Annotated in this window: 19 protein-coding genes and 1 pseudogene; 12 read left to right on the forward strand and 8 right to left on the reverse strand. The window is 71.4% G+C overall.

Annotation, left to right across the window (positions count from 1 at the left end; genetic code table 11):
* Nucleotides 1-119 precede the first annotated feature (119 nt).
* Nucleotides 120-938 carry a CPBP family intramembrane glutamic endopeptidase gene (locus ACH442_RS26475; RefSeq protein ID WP_396340802.1) on the forward strand — a complete coding sequence of 273 codons (819 nt, stop codon included), beginning with the start codon at nucleotides 120-122 and terminating at the stop codon, nucleotides 936-938.
* 23 nt (nucleotides 939-961) lie between these two features.
* Nucleotides 962-1,813: an aldo/keto reductase gene (locus tag ACH442_RS26480; RefSeq protein WP_396340803.1), complete on the forward strand. Its 852-nt coding sequence runs from the start codon at nucleotides 962-964 to the stop codon at nucleotides 1,811-1,813.
* 33 nt (nucleotides 1,814-1,846) lie between these two features.
* Here the strand turns inward: ACH442_RS26480 and ACH442_RS26485 are convergent, their stop codons facing one another.
* A complete protein-coding gene (locus ACH442_RS26485) occupies nucleotides 1,847-2,431 on the reverse strand; it encodes a hypothetical protein (RefSeq protein ID WP_396340804.1) in 585 nt (194 codons plus the stop codon).
* Nucleotides 2,432-2,499: 68 nt separating this feature from the next.
* Here ACH442_RS26485 and ACH442_RS26490 point away from each other — a divergent pair, with 68 nt between their 5' ends.
* Nucleotides 2,500-4,425 (forward strand): putative bifunctional diguanylate cyclase/phosphodiesterase, encoded by a 1,926-nt coding sequence (locus ACH442_RS26490; protein WP_396340805.1) that lies wholly within the window; start codon nucleotides 2,500-2,502, stop codon nucleotides 4,423-4,425.
* A 21-nt stretch (nucleotides 4,426-4,446) separates the two neighbouring features.
* On the opposite strand, the gene ACH442_RS26495 is transcribed toward ACH442_RS26490, so the two are convergent.
* On the reverse strand, nucleotides 4,447-4,770 hold the full coding sequence (locus ACH442_RS26495; RefSeq protein WP_396340806.1) for an STAS domain-containing protein: 324 nt from the start codon (nucleotides 4,768-4,770) through the stop codon (nucleotides 4,447-4,449).
* Between the two features lie 342 nt (nucleotides 4,771-5,112).
* Here ACH442_RS26495 and ACH442_RS26500 point away from each other — a divergent pair, with 342 nt between their 5' ends.
* Nucleotides 5,113-5,871, forward strand: a complete 759-nt coding sequence (locus ACH442_RS26500) for a hypothetical protein (protein WP_396340807.1) — start codon at nucleotides 5,113-5,115, stop codon at nucleotides 5,869-5,871.
* A gap of 73 nt (nucleotides 5,872-5,944) precedes the next feature.
* Nucleotides 5,945-6,208: pseudogene (locus tag ACH442_RS26505) on the forward strand (helix-turn-helix domain-containing protein); the annotation flags it as partial.
* A gap of 90 nt (nucleotides 6,209-6,298) precedes the next feature.
* On the opposite strand, the gene ACH442_RS26510 reads toward ACH442_RS26505, so the two are convergent.
* Together ACH442_RS26510 and ACH442_RS26515 are read right to left on the reverse strand one after the other, a co-directional pair.
* Entirely contained in the window at nucleotides 6,299-6,913 is a 615-nt protein-coding gene (locus ACH442_RS26510) for a ClpP family protease (RefSeq protein ID WP_396340808.1), read from the reverse strand.
* Nucleotides 6,910-7,536: a ClpP family protease gene (locus tag ACH442_RS26515; protein WP_396340809.1), complete on the reverse strand. Its 627-nt coding sequence runs from the start codon at nucleotides 7,534-7,536 to the stop codon at nucleotides 6,910-6,912. Before ACH442_RS26515 ends, ACH442_RS26510 begins: the two co-directional genes overlap by 4 nt.
* A gap of 208 nt (nucleotides 7,537-7,744) precedes the next feature.
* Here ACH442_RS26515 and ACH442_RS26520 point away from each other — a divergent pair, with 208 nt between their 5' ends.
* From ACH442_RS26520 to ACH442_RS26530, 3 genes are all read left to right on the forward strand, one after another.
* Nucleotides 7,745-9,139, forward strand: coding sequence for a Fic family protein (locus tag ACH442_RS26520; protein ID WP_396340810.1), 1,395 nt, complete (start codon nucleotides 7,745-7,747; stop codon nucleotides 9,137-9,139).
* Nucleotides 9,140-9,404: 265 nt separating this feature from the next.
* Nucleotides 9,405-9,968 carry a hypothetical protein gene (locus ACH442_RS26525; protein ID WP_396340811.1) on the forward strand — a complete coding sequence of 188 codons (564 nt, stop codon included), beginning with the start codon at nucleotides 9,405-9,407 and terminating at the stop codon, nucleotides 9,966-9,968.
* Nucleotides 9,969-10,040: 72 nt separating this feature from the next.
* A complete protein-coding gene (locus ACH442_RS26530; RefSeq protein WP_396340812.1) occupies nucleotides 10,041-10,568 on the forward strand; it encodes an NUDIX domain-containing protein in 528 nt (175 codons plus the stop codon).
* Nucleotides 10,569-10,952: 384 nt separating this feature from the next.
* Here ACH442_RS26530 and ACH442_RS26535 read toward each other — a convergent pair whose 3' ends face one another.
* Nucleotides 10,953-11,414 carry a nuclear transport factor 2 family protein gene (locus ACH442_RS26535; RefSeq protein ID WP_396340813.1) on the reverse strand — a complete coding sequence of 154 codons (462 nt, stop codon included), beginning with the start codon at nucleotides 11,412-11,414 and terminating at the stop codon, nucleotides 10,953-10,955.
* A 63-nt stretch (nucleotides 11,415-11,477) separates the two neighbouring features.
* Here ACH442_RS26535 and ACH442_RS26540 point away from each other — a divergent pair, with 63 nt between their 5' ends.
* A complete protein-coding gene (locus ACH442_RS26540; RefSeq protein ID WP_396340814.1) occupies nucleotides 11,478-12,017 on the forward strand; it encodes a TetR/AcrR family transcriptional regulator in 540 nt (179 codons plus the stop codon).
* 30 nt (nucleotides 12,018-12,047) lie between these two features.
* Nucleotides 12,048-12,350 carry a hypothetical protein gene (locus ACH442_RS26545; protein ID WP_396340815.1) on the forward strand — a complete coding sequence of 101 codons (303 nt, stop codon included), beginning with the start codon at nucleotides 12,048-12,050 and terminating at the stop codon, nucleotides 12,348-12,350.
* Here ACH442_RS26545 and ACH442_RS26550 read toward each other — a convergent pair whose 3' ends face one another.
* The 3 genes from ACH442_RS26550 to ACH442_RS26560 are packed head-to-tail and all read right to left on the reverse strand — an operon-like array spanning nucleotide 12,351 to nucleotide 15,099.
* The gene (locus ACH442_RS26550; protein ID WP_396340816.1) at nucleotides 12,351-13,100 is read right to left on the reverse strand and encodes a hypothetical protein; all 750 of its coding nucleotides are present in this window, start codon (nucleotides 13,098-13,100) and stop codon (nucleotides 12,351-12,353) included.
* 9 nt (nucleotides 13,101-13,109) lie between these two features.
* The gene (locus ACH442_RS26555; RefSeq protein WP_396340817.1) at nucleotides 13,110-14,402 is read right to left on the reverse strand and encodes a hypothetical protein; all 1,293 of its coding nucleotides are present in this window, start codon (nucleotides 14,400-14,402) and stop codon (nucleotides 13,110-13,112) included.
* Between the two features lies 1 nt (nucleotide 14,403).
* Entirely contained in the window at nucleotides 14,404-15,099 is a 696-nt protein-coding gene (locus ACH442_RS26560) for an ABC transporter ATP-binding protein (RefSeq protein WP_396340818.1), read from the reverse strand.
* A 190-nt stretch (nucleotides 15,100-15,289) separates the two neighbouring features.
* Between ACH442_RS26560 and ACH442_RS26565 the strand changes: the two genes are divergently transcribed.
* Together ACH442_RS26565 and ACH442_RS26570 are read left to right on the forward strand one after the other, a co-directional pair.
* Nucleotides 15,290-16,696, forward strand: coding sequence for a YhjD/YihY/BrkB family envelope integrity protein (locus tag ACH442_RS26565; protein WP_396340819.1), 1,407 nt, complete (start codon nucleotides 15,290-15,292; stop codon nucleotides 16,694-16,696).
* Nucleotides 16,697-16,718: 22 nt separating this feature from the next.
* Entirely contained in the window at nucleotides 16,719-17,381 is a 663-nt protein-coding gene (locus ACH442_RS26570) for a hypothetical protein (protein ID WP_396340820.1), read from the forward strand.
* The last annotated feature ends 150 nt before the right edge of the window (nucleotides 17,382-17,531 follow it).

A 17,531-nucleotide genomic window follows, 5' to 3' on the forward strand; every position in this document is an offset into this window, starting at 1 on the left:
GGCACGACCGCCACCGAGGCCATCCTCGGCAATCACGCTGCGAGCGAGCACGGCGGCTACCGAATCCGGCGGGACGGCGGGGTTGCCGCGCACCGGATCGGTCCTCATGATCTTCGCTTGTGATCTCAGAGAGTCTCTCCGTCGCCCTGATCGTCGCGCTCGCGGTGGACGCGGGCGTGGGAACGGCCCGCACCAAGCGGGCGCTGGCGGCCGCCGACCGCGCGCCCGCGCGGCGCGTCTCCCTGTATCGGCGGTTCATCGCGATCGGCTGGGGACGGGCGGCCGTGGCGACGCTGGTCGCGATCGGCACGGGGCTGTCCCCGACCGGCCTGGGGTTGTCGCCGGCGGGTGGCGGGCCGGCCACCGACCTGCCCGGCGGCGCGCTGCTCGCCTGGGTGGCCGCGGCCGGGCTGAGCATCGCATCGGGGATCGGCGCGGTCCGGGTCCGCCGCAAGATGCGGGCCGGGAAGGCCTATCCACAGCGGGCCAAGGTCGCGGCACTCGTCCCCCGGACGGGACCGGAGCGGTGGTACGCCGCAGGAGTGGCGGTCACCGCGGGCGTCACCGAGGAGATCGCGTACCGGGGTGCGCTGATCGGGTTGGGCGTTCACGTCTTCGGGCTGCCCGCGCCGGCCGCGGCCGGGCTGAGCCTGGTTCTGTTCGCCGCCGCGCATGCCTACCAGGGGCGGATGGGAGTGATGCAATCCGCGTTCCTGGGTTTCTACCTCAGCGGGATGACGCTGCTGGCCGGGAACATCTTTCCGGCGATGCTCCTGCACGTCGCGGTGGACCTGTGCTCGTTGCTGGTCGTGCCGGCTCCGCCGGCCTCACCTGCCCCGCACGACGCGCAACGCGAACCGGCCGCAGCAGGACAGCCGGACGGAAGCGCCGCGCCGACCGGCACCACGGACCTGATCAGGTCGCCCGCGCCGGAGTAGGCTCGCCCGGTTGCAGGAACAACGTGAGGATCACCATGGGCGACACGATCGAGGCGACGGTTCGTTTGCTGCACGGGGCGCAGATGCCGCGCATCGGCGCCGGCACCTGGCCGCTCAAGGACGCCGAGGCCGAGCGGGTCGTCGCCGACGCGCTGAGCGCCGGCTACCGGCTGATCGACACCGCGCAGGCGTACGGGAACGAGCGCGGCGTCGGCCGCGGCTTGCGCGCCGCCGGGCTGGACCGCGCGGCGTACTTCGTCACCACGAAGTTCAACAAGGAGTGGCACGGGCGTGACCTGGTCGCGCAGGCGGCGCAGCGCAGCCTCGACTCGCTCGGCCTGGACTACCTGGACCTGCTGTTGATCCACTGGCCCAATCCGGCGTACGGCCGCTACGTCGAGGCGTGGGAGGGCCTGGTCGAGCTGCTGGAGTCGGGCCGGGTCCGGGCGATCGGCACCAGCAACTTCAAGCCGGCCCACCTGGAGCGGATCATCGCCGCGACCGGTGTCGCGCCGGACGTGAACCAGATCCAGCTCAGCCCGGCGTCGACCCGCGAGGCGGCCCGGGCGTTCCACGCCGGGCACGGCATCGTCACCGAGAGCTGGTCCCCGATCGGCGGGCAGGGCGTCGCCGTCCTGGAGCTGCCGGTCGTCGGTGAGATCGCGGCCGAGACCGGGCGTACGCCCGCGCAGGTGGTGCTGCGCTGGCACCTGCAGCTGGGCCTGGTGCCGATCCCGAAGTCGGCCGACCCGCAGCGGCTGCGGGAGAACCTGGACGTCTTCGGCTTCGAGCTGACCGACAAGCAGATGGCAGCGCTGTCCGAGCTGGACCGGGGCGAGTCCGCGGTCACCGACTCGGACTCGTTCGGTCACTAGGTTCCGTCCCGCGTGAGCCGCGGGACGAAGAACCTAGACCGTTCGGGCGTCGAGCAGCTCGCGCATCCGGTCCGGGTTCGAGCGGCTCAGGCCCCAGAGGACGTTGGTGAGGACGCCCGGGGCGGCGTTGATGATCCCGATCACCGGCTGCTCGGCCAGGCCGTGGGTCTGCGACGCCGCCTCGATCGCCTGCTGCAGCACCTGCCCGCCCCCGGCCGCGGCCAGCGAGACGACCGGCGTTTGAGCCGGCCACGGGCGGCAGACCGGATGCGGGCGGCCGGCCTCACCGGTCGGATCCTGCGCCATCAGCGTCTGCTCCGCGGCCAGCAGCAGGAGACGCTCCGACGGCTGCAACTGGCCGTGCAGCATGGAGAAGGCCGTCTCGGCCAGGCAGGCCGGGTTCTTCCCGAGGTCGTCACCCCATGCGGCGAGGGTGTCGGTGACGGCGTCGACCGCGACGACCAGCACGCTCGCCGGGTGCTCGGAGGCATAGGGCATCAGCACCATCGCCGCCTGGCTGCACTTGAACGAGTCGTTGAGCAGCCGCCCGTCGACGATCTCCCACAGGGCCCGCCAGGCGGCGGCCGTCCGCTGGTCCGGCCGCAGTCGCACAGTCACCGGTCCACAATGGCACACCCGTCGATGAAAGGCCCCCACGGCCCACGATGAGGGCGTACCGTGCCGCTGTGTCCTCGTCGTGGAGGTTGTTTCTCACGTACGCCGGCGCGAGTCTCGTCCCCGTGCTGCTGCTGGGGCTGGTGCTGACGTTCGCCCTGTCACACGAGGCCCGCGACCGCGGAATCGGTGTCGCCCGGGTGCAGGCCGCCCTGGTCGCGCGTACCGCCATCGAACCGCTCGTGGGCTCCCTGGAGGCTCCGCTCACGGCCGAGGACGCCGGGGAGCTGCAGCGGCTGTCGGCGAGCGCGATCAGCTCGGGCGCGGTCGTGCGGCTGCGCTTGCGGGACACGGCCGGGCGGGTGATCTTCTCCGACGACGGGTCGGGGACGGGCGCGGACGTCGGCGACGAGGTGCTCGACGCCGTCCGCGGCACCGTCGTAGCGCACCTGACCAGGCTGAACTCGGACCGCAACGACGTCGGCCCGGCCGGGCCGGAAGTGGTGGAGGTCTACCAGCCGATCATCCGCGATGGCCCGGTGCTCGGCGTTCTCGAAATCTATTTGCCGTACGACCCGATCGCGCGCGAGGTCAGCCGGGGCCTGCACACCGTCTACCTGGCGCTCACCGCCGGCCTGGCCGCACTGTGGATGATCCTGGCCGTGATCAGCGGCTCGACGATGCGCTGGATCGCCCACCAGGCCGGGCACGACGCGCTCACCGGGCTGCCCAACCGCACGGTGTTCCAGCGGCACGCGGCCGCGGCGGTCGAGGCGGCCCGCCGCGACGGGCGTACGACGGCGGTGGTGCTCGCCGACGTCGACCGGTTCAAGGAGGTCAACGACACACTCGGCCACCGCACCGGCGACGCCCTGCTGCGGGAACTGGGTGGGCGGCTGGCCGCGGCCGTGCGCTCCGGGGACACCGTGGCCCGGCTCGGCGGCGACGAGTTCGGCCTGGTGCTGCCGGACATCGGGCCGGACGCGATCGGCCCGCTCCTGGACCGGCTGCGGGCGGCGCTGGAAGCCGAGGCGATGGTCGGCACACTCCCGCTGTCCCCGGAGGCGAGCTTCGGGTACGCGCTGGCACCGGCCGACGGCACCGACGTGGACACGCTGCTGCGGCGCGCCGACATGGCGATGTACCTGGCCAAGGGCACCCGCAGCGGCACCGCCCGGTACGACCGGCGGCGCGACCACTACGACGCGGCGCAGCTGGCCCTGGTCGCCGAGTTGCGCCGGGCGATCGAGAACGACGAACTGGTGCTGCACTATCAGCCGAAGGCCGAGTTGCGTACGGGAAAAATTTGCTCGGTCGAAGCACTGGTGCGCTGGCGGCATCCGAAGCGCGGCCTCGTCGCGCCGGACGCGTTCCTGCCGGTCGCCGAACAGACCGGCCTGATCGACCCGCTCACCCGGTGGGTCCTGGCCACCGCACTGGCGCAGGTGGTCGCGTGGGGTGAGCCGTGCGGCGCGCTCAGCGTCGCGGTGAACGTGTCGGCCCGGAACCTGGCCCGCGCCGACTTCGCCGACACCGTCCTGGCCGCCCTCGCCGACACCGGTGTGCCCGCCGCGCGCCTGGTCGTCGAGATCACCGAGACGGCACTGATGACCGACCCGGCGATCGCTGCCGACGTGCTGAACCGGCTGGCCGAGGCCGGGATCCGGGTCAGCATCGACGACTTCGGGCAGGGGCAGACGTCGCTGGGCTACCTGTCGACGTTGCCCCTGCACGAGTTGAAGATCGACAAGAGTTTCGTCGACGACCTGCCGGACAACATCGCGCACGCGGCGATCGTCCGGTCGATGATCGACCTCGGCCACAACCTGGGGCTGCAGGTCGTCGCCGAGGGGGTGGAGACGGTCGAGGTCGCCGACCTGCTGAAAGCGGCCGGCTGCGACATCGCGCAGGGCTACCTGGTGGCCCGGCCGATGCCGGCCGGCGACCTGCCGCCGTGGTTGAGCGAGCGGCCGGCCGGCCAGGCGGTCCAGCGGTAGGACGGACGCCCGCTCGGCGCGTCACGGGTGCTGCAGCACGGTCAGCAGGCCGGTGATGTGCAGAACCCGGTGCACGATGCCGTGCGCCCCGACGGCCGTCATCGTGACGCCCGCGCGGCCCGCCGCGGTGTAGCCCTCCAGCAGCCCGCTCAACGCCTCCGAGTCGAGGAACGTGACCTCGCCGAGGTCGACGACGAGACGGTCGCAGCCGGAGGTGACGAGCCCGGCGATCGTGGTGGAGATGTCGTCGCGCGCGGTGATGTCGAGAGCGCCGCGGATCTTCAGAACGACGGCGCGCTCGGTGTCGCCCGGCTCGGCGGTGAGCGTGTAGGTCTGATCGTCCATACGCTGGGTTTACCCGCTTCCCCGGGCAGGCTATTCACGATCGGTCGCCGAGCCGGTACGGACGGGGGTCGCGAGCTGGGCTCAAACCTGGTTCGTGACGTGCGTCTCCGCGGCGTACCCGATCATGGCGTGACGCGCGGTCCTTCCGGGCGGGGCCGGGCCGCGCGCCGCGATCCCGGCTGGTCCTCAGCGGTGTCTCCCACCCTTGAAGGCCCCTCTCTCACGCCCGGCCGGGGACGGCAGGGCTCGCGGGGCTACAGCGTGTGCACCGGCCGAGGAGTCGACGACGAGGGGCTGGGCGGAGATCTCATGCCGGGGCGCGGCGCGCCGATGAGAGGCGCTGTGCCTCTGACCCGCAAAGCTGTCACCCGCTGGACGGTGGGAGGCGCATTGTCACTCGCCGTCATCGCTGCGGTGGTGCTGGCCGGTCGCCGCAAGCGCATTGCGGCACCGCTCGTGGTGCCTGCGCCCGTGCCGGAGCCGCCACCCGCTGGCTCGCGCTTCCGGCCGTCGCGGCGATGGATCGCCGTTTCCGTCGTGGTCGTGCTCGCCGCGGCGTCCGGCATCACGGCAGTCGTGGTTACCGGGCCTGATGGCTCCGCGTGCATGTCGGAACCGACGATGTCCCCCGACACGGCGAGCGTCTACGTCAGCGGGATGCCACGCGAAGTCCTGGTCGAGGATCTCCCGGCTCCCGGGACTTCGATGGCGCTGGGAGATCTGCTGGAACTCGAGGATGAGCCCGAGAGGCGGCACGACGTCTCGGTGCTCGGCGCGGACGATCTCGAGCCGTCGAACGACCTGCGGCCGGCGGACGGCCGGCGGCTCGTGTCGGTGTCGCTGCAGGAACGCAACATGGGGCAGACGGCCATCGTCCCGCAGGTCGGAAATTACACCTGGCTCTGCGACGCCGACGGCACCTGGTATCAGCATGATGCCGCGATGACGGGGATGCTCGCCGGCACCGATCGACTCGAGTATCGGCAGAAGGTCGTCGAAAAGGTGGTCTTCCAGATCCGCGACGGCGCCCGACCGGTACGGGTGCGTACCGCCGCCACCGGTGACCGGTCGACCACCGTCGCCGACTGGGAGCTTGACTAGAAGTTCCTATGCTGCTGGCAGAAGCGGGCTCGATCGGGTGCCGGCCACGGCGACGGCTCACTACCGTCGGCGTATGGAACACGTGACGTACCGGCCCCAGCCCCTCTTGCGCATCCTGGTCGGTGAGGTGCTGCGGCGCCTCCGGCTGCAGCAGGAGCGGACCCTGGCCGAGGTCGCCCGGGACGCGTGCGTCTCGGTGCAGTATTTGTCCGAGGTCGAGCGCGGCCGCAAGGAGGCGAGCTCGGAGATCGTGGCCGCCGTCTGCGACTCGCTGGGTATCCGACTGGATGACCTGCTGTCCGAGGTGGGGCGCGACCTCACGGCGCATCGCGCCCCGGTTCTGCGGCTGGAGACGGCCCGGCAGCGCCGCGCGGCACATGCGCCACGCGGCTTGCGGTCCGGCGATGTCGTCCTGCTGGCCGCCTGATCAGGCGGCGGTGAGCTGGTAACCGGGCCGCTCGCGCCGGGTGATGACCCGATCGGCGAGGCCGTAGGCGACGGCGTCGGCGGCCGACAGGGTCATCCGGCGGTCGGTGTCCTCCCGGATCCGGGCGATCGAATGCCCGGTGTGCTCGGCCAGGATCTGGTCCATCTCGGCCCGGACCTTGGCCACCTCCTTGGCCTCCACGGCCAGGTCCGGCAGCGTGCCGCGGGCCTGGCCGGACGGCTGGTGCAGGGTGACCTTCGCGTGTTTCAGCACCGATCGCTTGCCCGGGGTGCCGGCGGCCAGCAACGCCGCCGACGCCGACGCGGCCTGGCCGACGCAGATGGTGGCTATGTCACACCGGATGAAGTGCATCGTGTCGTAGATTGCCGTCAGCGCGCTGAAGGAGCCGCCCGGGGAGTTGATGTAGAGCCCGATCTCCTGTTCCCCGGTGGACTCCAAGTGGATCAGCTGGGCGATCACCACGTTGGCGACCCCGTCGTCGATCTCGGTGCCGAGGAAGATGATCCGGTCCGACAGCAGCCGGGAGTAGATGTCGAAGGCGCGTTCCCCGCTCGGCGTCTTCTCCACGACGGTCGGGATCGTGTACTGGCTCATGCGCTCAGGCCCATCGGCTGACGGGCCGCCGCCGGGCGGACGTCGTCGACGCTGTCGAGGATCCGGTCGATGAGCCCGTACTCGAGCGCCTCCTCGGCGGTGAACCAGCGATCACGGCGGCTGTCTCGTTCGACCGTGTCGATCGGCTGCCCGGTGTGCTCGGCGGTCAACCGCAGCAATGTCTGGCCGAGCCGCTCCAACTGGTTGGCGTAGATCTCCACGTCCGCCGCGGTGCCGCCGAAACCGGCCGAACCCTGGTGCATCAGGATCTGGGCGTGCGGCAGCGCGTACCGCTTGCCCGGGGTACCGGCGGTGAGCAGGAACTGCCCCATGCTCCCGGCCAGGCCGAGGGCGAGCGTGCTGACGTCGTTGGGGATCAGCCGCATGGTGTCGTAGATCGCCAGCCCGGCGGTGACCGAACCGCCCGGCGAGTTGATGTACAGGTTGATGGTGCTCAGTGGGTCTTCGGCGGACAACAGCAGCAGTTGCCCGCAGATCCGGTTGGCGATCGGGTCATCGACCTCGGTCCCGAGCACGATGATGCGCTGGTGCAGCAGCTGGACGGACAGCTGGTCGTCGACGGACCCGGTCGCGCCCGGTGTCGTGGCAGTGAACGGATGCATTTCTTTCTCCTCCGGCTCGGCCCTGCGTGCCGTTCCCACCTTCACCGCGACGGCGCCCACCGGCCAAGCCGATCTGCGGTCAGCAGATGACGTTGCCGGAGTCGACCTCGCGGGCGCCGGCCTGCCGGCACACCGTGGAGGCGAGCGAACCTCCGGTTGGCCCGGCGGCGGCCGGGCCCACCCTGTCCGATGGCAGAATGCCCGGACGATGACGATCGATCCCGTTGATCCGCGACTGCTGTCCTGGACGCTGACCTGGCCGGAAGTCGACCCGGCCGCTCATCCGTTCGACCCGGGGTCCGTCCCCGCCGTGGTGCGCGCGGTGGCTCCGGCCGTGATGCCCCCGCCGCACGACCCGATGGCGCGCGCTTGGGTTGACGCCGTGAAACTGGGTCTGGTCGAGCACTTCGGCCGATGGGCAGCCGGTTGGGAGAACCTGAGCACCGGGCACTCCCACGGCGGCGGGCTGAGCTCGCGATGGTGCTGCGCCGAGGACTCGCTCACGACGCCGGAGCGGACACTGGACGCCGTCGCGGAAGCTCTGCTCGACTGGCGCTCGTACCTCGAAGAACTCGCCCGGCGTTTCGCACGCTACCTGCCGCTGCCGGAGGATCCGCGCGCGTCGTTCGCCACCTGGGAGGCCGCGGTCGGCGATCTCGTCGCGACGGCCGCGGCGCGCACGGGCAGTCAGGAGGCCTGGTACGGGCACAGCAGCCGGGTCCTCGAATGGTTCCTCTCCGCCGGCGGGGTGCCGGACCACCTGGCCGAGAACCTGGTCGGGGAGGCGATCGGCGGCCGGTTCCGCAGTTGGGCCGCACCGACGGGCGCCGAGGTCGCGGAAGTCGCGGAGGCTCTGGCGGTGTCGGCCACCGGCGTCGACGCGCGTCCTGACACCTGGCCCGACACGTGGCCGCAGAACTGGCCGAGCCGGCGCAGCAGCGAACTGTCCGCCGTTGCGCACGCACCGCCGCCGGCCTCTCACCGACCGGTCGATGCCCTCGGCCGGTGGCGGCGGGTCCGGCGGACGGCCCGATGGTCCGATGTCGCCGAACACGTGCGCGGGCCGGCGCGCACCCGGCGCGACGGCATCGCCGAGTTCTTCGCCGCGCGGCAGGAAGGCGCCGGCGGACTGCTCGCCGCGCTGCGCCTGGTCCGGGCCGACACCAACGGGGACGGTCCCCTCACGTTCGCCCGGCTCCGGGCATGGCAACGGGCCGTCCTCGGAACCGGCGACGTGCAGTTCCGCACCACGTCCGCCTGGGCGAAGGGCGGACGAGAGCGGTACGGGTACCGGCCCGAGCTGCCCGAGGCGTTCGACGCGTGCCTCGCCGAGGCCACCGACCCGCGGGTTCCACTGCCGTCGAGGGCCGCCCGGGTGTACCTGGACGTGGCGTTCTTCCACCCGTTCCCCGACGGCAACGCCCGCTCGGCAGCGCTCGCGCTGTACTTCGTCCTCGCCCGCGAGCACGTGGTGCTGGATCAGGCGGCATCGCTGCTCATGACCGTGCGCCCAGCCGGCGACACACGCGCCGCCGAGGCGATGGCCAGGCACGTAGCGGCGCTCATCGAGCAGACCCGCCGGCGTGCCGAGCTGACCGGGTAGCCCTGTGCGGTAGCCGCTGCGGACGGGCTCAGCGCGGCGCAAGCTCCCGGCCGGGTTGGTCGTCGGCTTGGCGAGGGGTATCAGGTCGTGCTCCGGACCGACGACGTGACCCTTTACCGGCGCTGACTCACGCCCGGGTTCCGGCGGGCGGCTGTGCGCCCCCGCGGCCGGTAGGAAACCGGGCCTCGGCCTGGGCGATCTTCCTGCTAGCATCACGCGCTACTGAGATCCGGCCCCTGGCTGCACAAATACTTTCGAGGCGTTCATGAGCATCGCAATTCCCTCCGGTCTGGTCGCCAACGGCGCCGGTATCCCTGACGTGTGCTCGCGGCACGGCGAGCCCGCTTCCGTCCGCAAGGCGGTCGAGTTCTGGTCGAAGCCGCCGACCTGGTCGTACCTGCTGATCGCGCTCGGCGCCCTGCCGTTCGTGATCGTGACCCTGATCCTCCGCAAGAAGGTGCGGGCGCAGGCCTGGCCGTTCTGCCCGCAGTGCGAGAAGCTGCACAAGAACCGGCTGATCATCGGCATTGTCCTGATCGCCCTGCTGCCGCTGAGTTTCGTGATCGCGGGGTCGGCCGGTGACACCGGCGCGCTGCTGGTCCTGGTGGCATTCCTCGCCGCGTTCGCCGGCATCATCATCGTGAGCCGGAGCACGTATCGCATGCTGCCGTGGGGCTTCGTCTCGCGGGACGGCTCCACGGTCGATCTGCCGAAGGCGCACCCCCAGTTCGTCGCCGCCGCTCAGGCCGCGTACGCGCAGGCCGCCCAGCAGCACGCCGCGTGGCAGGCGAGCCAGCACGCCCCGTACGCGCAGCCGCCGCAGCACTGACGTCGACGGCGCGGCCCGGGTTCGGGCCGCGCCGTTCCAGCCCGGTCATCAGCGCGCTGAGATGATCGGCTGATGGAACAGGTGAGCAGCCGCGTGGTGTACCGCAATCCGTGGATGACGGTCCGGGAGGACGAGATCCGACTGCCGGACGGCCGGCCCGGCATCTACGGAGTCGTCGAGAAACCGGACTTCGCCCTGGTCCTCCCGCGCTGCCGGGACGGGTTCTGGCTGGTCGAACAGTTCCGCTACCCGATCGGCCGGCGCGCCTGGGAGTTCCCGCAGGGCAGCTGGGGCCGCGACGCCACCGGCGATCAGGCCGACCTCGCCCGCCGCGAACTCGCCGAGGAGACCGGTCTGCGCGCCGGCTCGATGCAGCACCTCGGGCACCTCTTCGAGGCGTACGGGTATTCGACGCAGGGCTTCGACGTCTACTTGGCGACCGGCCTCGAGGAGGGCGCACCCGATCGGGAGGCGACCGAGCAGGACATGGTCCATCGCGCGTTCGGCGACGCCGAGATCGACGAGATGATCCGATCCGGACAGATCGTGGACGCGCCCTCGCTGGCGGCGCTGACCCTCTACCGACTCCGGCAGCCCTGAGCCCCGCGCGGTGCCAACGACTCCGCCGCTCGACGGCATCGAGGACGTCGACTGGTCCGAGCCGACCCCGGCCGCGGCTTTCCGGTCCGCCATATCGCCACGGCGGCGCGCGGCAGTACCGATCACCGTTTTCGACCTGGCGAGGCGCCGCCGGGTCCGATCGTTGCCGGACGGTCACCGGGTGACCGCCTACGAGAGCGCCGGCCGCCCCTACCCGGCGACTGTCACCGGCCGCAGGTTGCGCCGTTGCGACGCGGCCAGCGGTACGGAGATCGGCACAGCGCTCTGCTGGACGGCCATCCGGATGAGATCACCGACCTGGCGGTGGGCCGGATCGACGGCCGGACGACGCTGTATGCCGCCACTGAGCAGGGCGTCTGTCGCTCAAGCGGCGAGGGCTGCGGCTAGGCCCGGGAGGCGGCCGAACGCACGGGCACCCGCCACGTGATCGACGTAGTCACGGGACTCGACGATCTCCCCGTGGCGGACGCGCACGACGAAGATGCACGGAATCGTGAATTCCCGGCCGTCGAGCACGCCCTCGTAGCGGAACTCGAAGATCACCACCTCGGGATCCGGCGTCGGATGGACCCGGTCGTCGACCACCTCGTAGCGCTCGACCCCGTTCATCTGCCCACCCCTGCCGAAGTGCTCGCGCAGCGCGGCCCGGCTGAGCAGCGGCGGGTCGCCGAGCAGACTGAACGGGTGCCGCACGTCAGTCTGCTCGGCATAGTGGGCGGCCAGTTCGTCGAGCTGTGCTGATTCCTCCTCGGCGGTGAGCCCGCCCCGCATGAGGCGGCAGACACCGGCGGCGACGGCTCGGACGGTTTCCTCGGGCGTGCGCATGACGCGACCTCCTGTACCGAAGTCTGGACTCCGTTTACCGTACCGACGGATAGAGTGCGTGTCATGCGCCAAGACGCCCGGCAGAACCGCGAGCGGATCCTCGCCGCCGCCGAGCAGGTCTTCGGCACCCACGGCGAAGCCGGCTCCACCGAAGAGGTCGCGCGGCTGGCCGGGGTCGGCATCGCCACCGTCTTCCGGCACTTCCCGGCGAAGGAAAGCCTGATCGAAGCCACGCTGGTGCGCCACTTCACCGGCCTGCTCGATCGGACTCGGGCCGCTGCCGCCGCACCCGACCCGACGACCGCGCTGACCGCCCTCATCCGCGACATGATCGGTCACGGCGCCACCAAACTCACCCTGGCCTCGATGCTGGGCGAGGCACCGCCCCCGACCGTCGTCGCCGCGGCGGGCGAGGTGAAATCCGCCGTCGGCGAGGTGCTCCAGCGCGCCCAGGCCACCGGTGAGATCCGGCGGGACGTCGGGGTCGAGGAGCTCTACCTGCTGATCCGCGGCCTGAGCCAGACCACCACGGTCTCCCCCGTCCCGCCGCCCATCCTCGACCGCGCCATCGACGTCATCCTGGCCGGCTTCGCCACCAGGTAGGAACTGGCCGGCGGTTGCCATACTCGGCCGGTGAAGATCACCAGGGCGAATCTCTCCGGAGTGGTGACCGCGATCGTCGGCCAGGGCCTTGTGCTGGGGCTGACCATGGTGGTCGTGATCGCGCTCGGCGGCGGCCCGCACGCGGACCTCGACGCCGGGGAACGTTTCGGGGTGCTGGTCGTCGGCCTGGGCGCATACGGCATCGCCCAGTTGGTCCTGCTGGGAGTCTGCGCCTTGCTGTCCCGGCGCATCGGTCGCGGGGCGGGCTGGGGCATGACCGCCGGGTGGATGCTGGGTTTCGCCGCGACCCTGCTCTACTTCTTCAGCGGGTGATCAGCCGTGCAGCAGCTCGGCCAGGATCACCGCGAGCGGCCCGTCGATGCTGTTCGGCGGGATCAGCACGTCGGCGCGAACGAGCAGTTTCTCCGCGTCGTACTCCAGGACGCCGTACTCGTGGGACCGGTCGCACCAGACTTCCCACATCAGGTCCGCGCCCACAGTCCTCGCGTCCATCGAGTCGGTCGCGTTGGTGACGAGCACACCCTCGAACTCGGACAGGCTGATGACGCCGAGCGTGCAGGCGCGCGCCGCCACCCCGGCGACCACATCCCAGTAGTTCAGCGGCGCCCGGTCGGCGATCTCGGCGGCGAGTTGTTCGACCAGTCGTTTCTGGACCGCGGCGTCCAGGTTGTTCCCGTCGTCGGCCAGCGATTCGTCAGCGGCCAGTTCGGCGATCACGGGCCAGTCCCCACCGGCGGCCAGCATCGCCGGGGCGGTCTGGTGCCACTCCGTTCCGCCGAACGCCATGTCCACCGCCACCGCGTGCATGACCAGCGCAAGCCCGGCCCGGTCGACTCGCGCCAGGCTTTCGGCGTGGCCCTTGACGCGGCCCGCGTGCATTGTCAGGTACGGCCCGAGCAGGTCCCGCCTCAGCCGGTAGGTCAGCCGGGTGGTGCCGTCCCCGGCGTGTTCGACCAGGGTGCCGGGGCGCTCGTTGCTGATGACCCATGGCAGCGTCACGGCTTTCATCGCCGCGCAAACCTGGGCCGGCGCAGCGTCGACAGCGGTCACCAGCTCGATCACGGTTGAACCCTACGCGTCGCGGGCAAGCGTGCGCGGAACGTCGTGACGCAGCGCGAGCGCGGTCGGCAGCAGCGTGGCGCCCAGCGTCAGGACCAGGCTCGTCCCGGCCACGGCGAGGATCGCGCCGACACCGAAGGACGGCGTGGTGCCGGCCGCCCACGCGCCGGCCAGGGCGGTGATCACTACCGGACTCGCGCCGAGCAGGATGGCCGTGACGACGTAGATGATCGCTTCGAGGGCGGCCGCGGCCAGCACCGTGCCGGGCGTCCCACCGGCGGCCAGGAGCAGGGCGTATTCGCGCTCGCGCCGGCCGCTGCTCATGAAGATGGTGGCGACCGCGCCGAGCAGGGACAGCAGCATCGGCCCGCCGAGCAGCAGCGCGACCGAGCCGGCTTCGGGCGACCCGCCCCCGGTGGTGGTGGCGTCCGCCGCGTAGAGGCCACCGGTCAGCGCGATCGCCACGCTGACCGGACTGATCGTGGCGGTGCTGCGCGAGACGTTGTACGCGGTGCTGTTGCGCGCGAGGAACCACGAGCTGGACGCGGTCGCCGGGATCAGCGAGGTCCAGCCGCGCAGCAGCGCGGTCAGGTAGAGCGGCCCGAACGCGGCGAGCACCCCGGCCAGCAGCGGCGCCACGAACGTGAGCGGCGCCGTCATTTTCGAGGGGTCGCGGCCGGGCAGGCTGACGACGATCGCGACGGTGATCGCCAGGGTGAGCGTTCCGCCGATCCAGCGACCCCTGGTCATCGCGCGGCCGGGCAACTCGGGCTCGCGCAGGGAGCGGATCGGCGGCGTGTGCGCGGCTCGTCCGGCTCCGCGGGAACCACCGAGGGTCACGATCAGCACGACGACGACGATCACCGGCGCGGCGCCGCGCGCGTCGAAACGTACCGTCAAGTCGGTCAGCGCGAACCGCCAGAGCGGCCCGAGGACGGGGGTCGCCGCGACGCACCCGATCGCCGCGCCGAGCAGGGAGACGATCGCGAGCTGCGAGGTCACGACGAGCCGGACGCGCGCCGGGGTGATCCCGGCGAGCTGCCACAGGGCGTATCCGCGCTGCTGGAGCGCGACCGTGAGGTTGGCGACGGTCCCGGTGACGATCAACGCGGTGATCGTGCTCAGGGTCAGGATGATGCCGCTGATGCCGTACACCGCAAGCAGGTGATTTCCATCGATGCTGATGGCGGTCTGCAGACCGGAACCGATCACCGCGCCGACCGCACCGGTCGCCGCCGCGACCAGGAGCGCGCCCAGCCAGACCCGGACGTTCGCGATCAGCTCGCCGAGGATGAGTTTCAGCACGTCAGTCACCCATCGCGGTGAAGATCGCGGCGGCGTCGGGGTGGTCCAGCTCGCGGTGCACGACGCCGTCGCGCAGCACCAGCACCCGGTCGGCGCGAGCGGCCGCTCGCAGGTCGTGGGTGACCATGACGACCGAGCGGCCGTCGGCGACCACCTTGCCGATCAGGTCGAGCACCTGCTCCCCGGCGGTCGTGTCGAGGGCGCCGGTCGGTTCGTCGGCGAAGAGCACGTCCGGCCGCAGGGCCAGCGCGCGGGCGATGGCGACCCGCTGCTGCTGCCCGCCCGAGAGCGCGGAGGGCCGCGCGTCGGCGCGATCGGCCAGACCGACTTCGGCCAGTGCACGGTCGATGTCGGCGCCGCTGATCCCGCGCCGGGCGAGCCGGGCCGGCAGGGCCACGTTGTCGCGCGCGGTCAGCGACGGGATCAGGTTGTAGGACTGGAACACGAACCCGAGGTGATCACGCCGCAGCTCGGCCAGCCCGCCCCGGCTGAGCGTCCCGAGCGTCGTCCCGAGGATCCGCACGCTGCCGGAGGTCGCCGGTTCCAGCCCGGACATGCAGTAGAGCAGGGTCGACTTGCCCGAGCCGCTGGGCCCGACGATCGCCAGGAACTCCCCCGGCGCGACGCTCAGACTGACCCCGCGCAGCACTTCCGTGTCCCCGAACGTCTTACCGAGCCGGTCGACCTCGATCACCATGGCCGTCAGGTTATTGATCAACTCGCGCTCGCGGCTACCTGGCCTTCCCCCTCACGACCAAAATCACTTTCCCGTACGAACCTGGTCCGCGCGCGGATCGGGCACGGGACGACGCCCCGGGCACCCCCGCCCGATCAGCCGCCACCCGGCCGAGGAGTAACCGCGGCCCCGAGCGGGTAGCACCCCCGCCATGACGGCCGGGCACTCCTCGAAGCACTGGCAGCGTCTGCGGAACCGGGTGGGCTGGGTCGACCACCTGGCCCGCGCGGGTGTCCGCTACGACCAGGCCGACGGTGGCCGGCTGGCCGCCGCGGTCACCTACTACGCGTTCTTCGGAACGTTCGCCGCCTGGCTGCTGGGCTTCGCGATCTTCGGCTTCGTCCTGGACGACCCGCACGTGCTCGACACCGTCGAACGCTACCTCGCCCAGGACCTGCCGAACCTCGACGTGCAGGCGCTGCGGGCGACCCGGACCACCGCCGGGGTGGTGGCCCTGATCGGGCTGCCGATCACCGGCTGGTTCTGGGCCGACGCGGTCCGCTCCTCGATCCGCCGGATCTGGCGGCTCCCCGAATACCCGGGCCGCCTGCTCAACCGGGTGCTGATCGACCTGCTCGTACTCACCGGCCTCGGCGTGCTCCTGGTCGCCTCCCTCGCCCTCGCCTACACGACGACGGTCGTCGCGACCCGCATCACCGAGGTCGCGGACGCCGGCGACGGCCTGTCCCGGGTAGCGCTCACCGCCGTATCCTTCCTGGTCGGAACCGCCCTGAACACGGTGCTGGCCGGTGGCGCGCTGACCGGCCTGCCGCGCGTCCGGATGCCGTGGCGGCGCCTGCTCGGCCCGGCCGTAGCGGCCGGAGCGGCGATCGAACTGCTCAAGACCCTCGGCCGCTATTACGTCCGGGCGACCGAGGCCAACCCGGTCTACCAGCTGGTCGCCGGCTCGGTCGGGCTGCTCGTCTTCCTCAGCGCCCTCAACCAGGTGCTGCTGTTCGCCGCGGCCCTCACCGCCACGAGCACCGCCGGTGACCCGTCCGATCTGGCCGCCGCCCGGCCCGCATCGTCATCCAGCATGATCGACGGTATGAATGACGACGACCGGATCGGACCCCCGCTGACCGGCAGCGAACGCGACACGCTGCGAGCGTGGCTCGACTACCACCGCGCCACACTCGCCCGCAAATGCGCCGGCCTCACCGACCCCCAGCTGCGCGAACGTTCCGTGCCCCCGTCGACCCTCACGCTGCTCGGCCTTGTCCGGCACATGGCCGAGGTGGAGCGCACGTGGTTCCGGCGGGTCTTCGACGACCGCGGCATCCCACTGGTCTGGTCGGACACGATGGACTTCCAGGCCGCGTACGACGCCGGCAGCTCCACCCGCAGCGAAGCGTTCACCGCCTGGGAGTCCGAGGTCGCCCACGCCCGCGCCATCGAGGAGTCCTCCGAGTCGCTGGACCGCATCGGCTACCAGCCCCGGTGGGAGAAGGACGTCTCCCTGCGTTTCGTGATGACCCACGTGCTGCAGGAATACGCCCGCCACAACGGCCACGCCGACCTGATCCGAGAGGGAGTCGACGGCGCCGTCGGCGCATGACCGCTTTTTGTACGGTGAGGTCATGGACACGGTGAGTGTGGACAGGAGCGGCGAGCGAGCCGTCCTCAAATACGCGGCGGCCATCTGTCTCGGCTTGCTGTTTCTCGTCGCCTACCCCACCTGCATGGAGGTCGCGACCCGCGACGACTTCATCGCGAACCGCCTGGAGACGCACCGGGCGGAGGTGCTGGACGTGGAGTACGACTCCGGCTTCGACGGCAGCACGACCTGGACCAGTCAGAAGTTCACGCTGCGGCTGGACAACGACGCACAGCTGACCGAGCCGATCTACGGAGCCTGGATCAAGGCGGAAAAGGGCGGCATCGTGTCGGCCGGGTTGTCCCACGGCCGGTTGGTGACGGTGGACGGCCAGTACATCCGATCGGGTTCCGTCATCGTCCTGGTCGGGCTGACGTTCATGGCCGGTGCGTTCGTGCTGTCGGTCGTCTCCGCCGTCCAGGTCCGCAGAACCACCCCGGGCCGGTCCGATCCGTACACCTCGGGCTACGTCACCCAGGCCTTGATCCTGTACGTCCTGCTCACCTCCGTGATCGACTACGGCCGCTACGACGCCTGGGAACCCGTCATCACCCTGGCCCTCGCCACGGGCATCCCCCTGACCATCTTCTGGTCCCGGCACCGCCGCCCACGCCCCGCCCCCGTCATGCCGCGCGACAAGGCCTGACACGTGGGCACGCGGCATCAACGGAAGGCCGGAAGAAGTCGCGGAGCTCTTACGCGTCGGGGCCGCGCTGTTCGCAGGGCGCGAAGTGGCCGCCCCGGCGCGGTTCGGTCAGGCGGACGACGCCGGCGGTCCGTTCGAGCCAGGCGCGCG

This window comes from Actinoplanes sp. NPDC020271 (assembly GCF_044388125.1).
Taxonomy (GTDB): domain Bacteria; phylum Actinomycetota; class Actinomycetes; order Mycobacteriales; family Micromonosporaceae; genus Actinoplanes.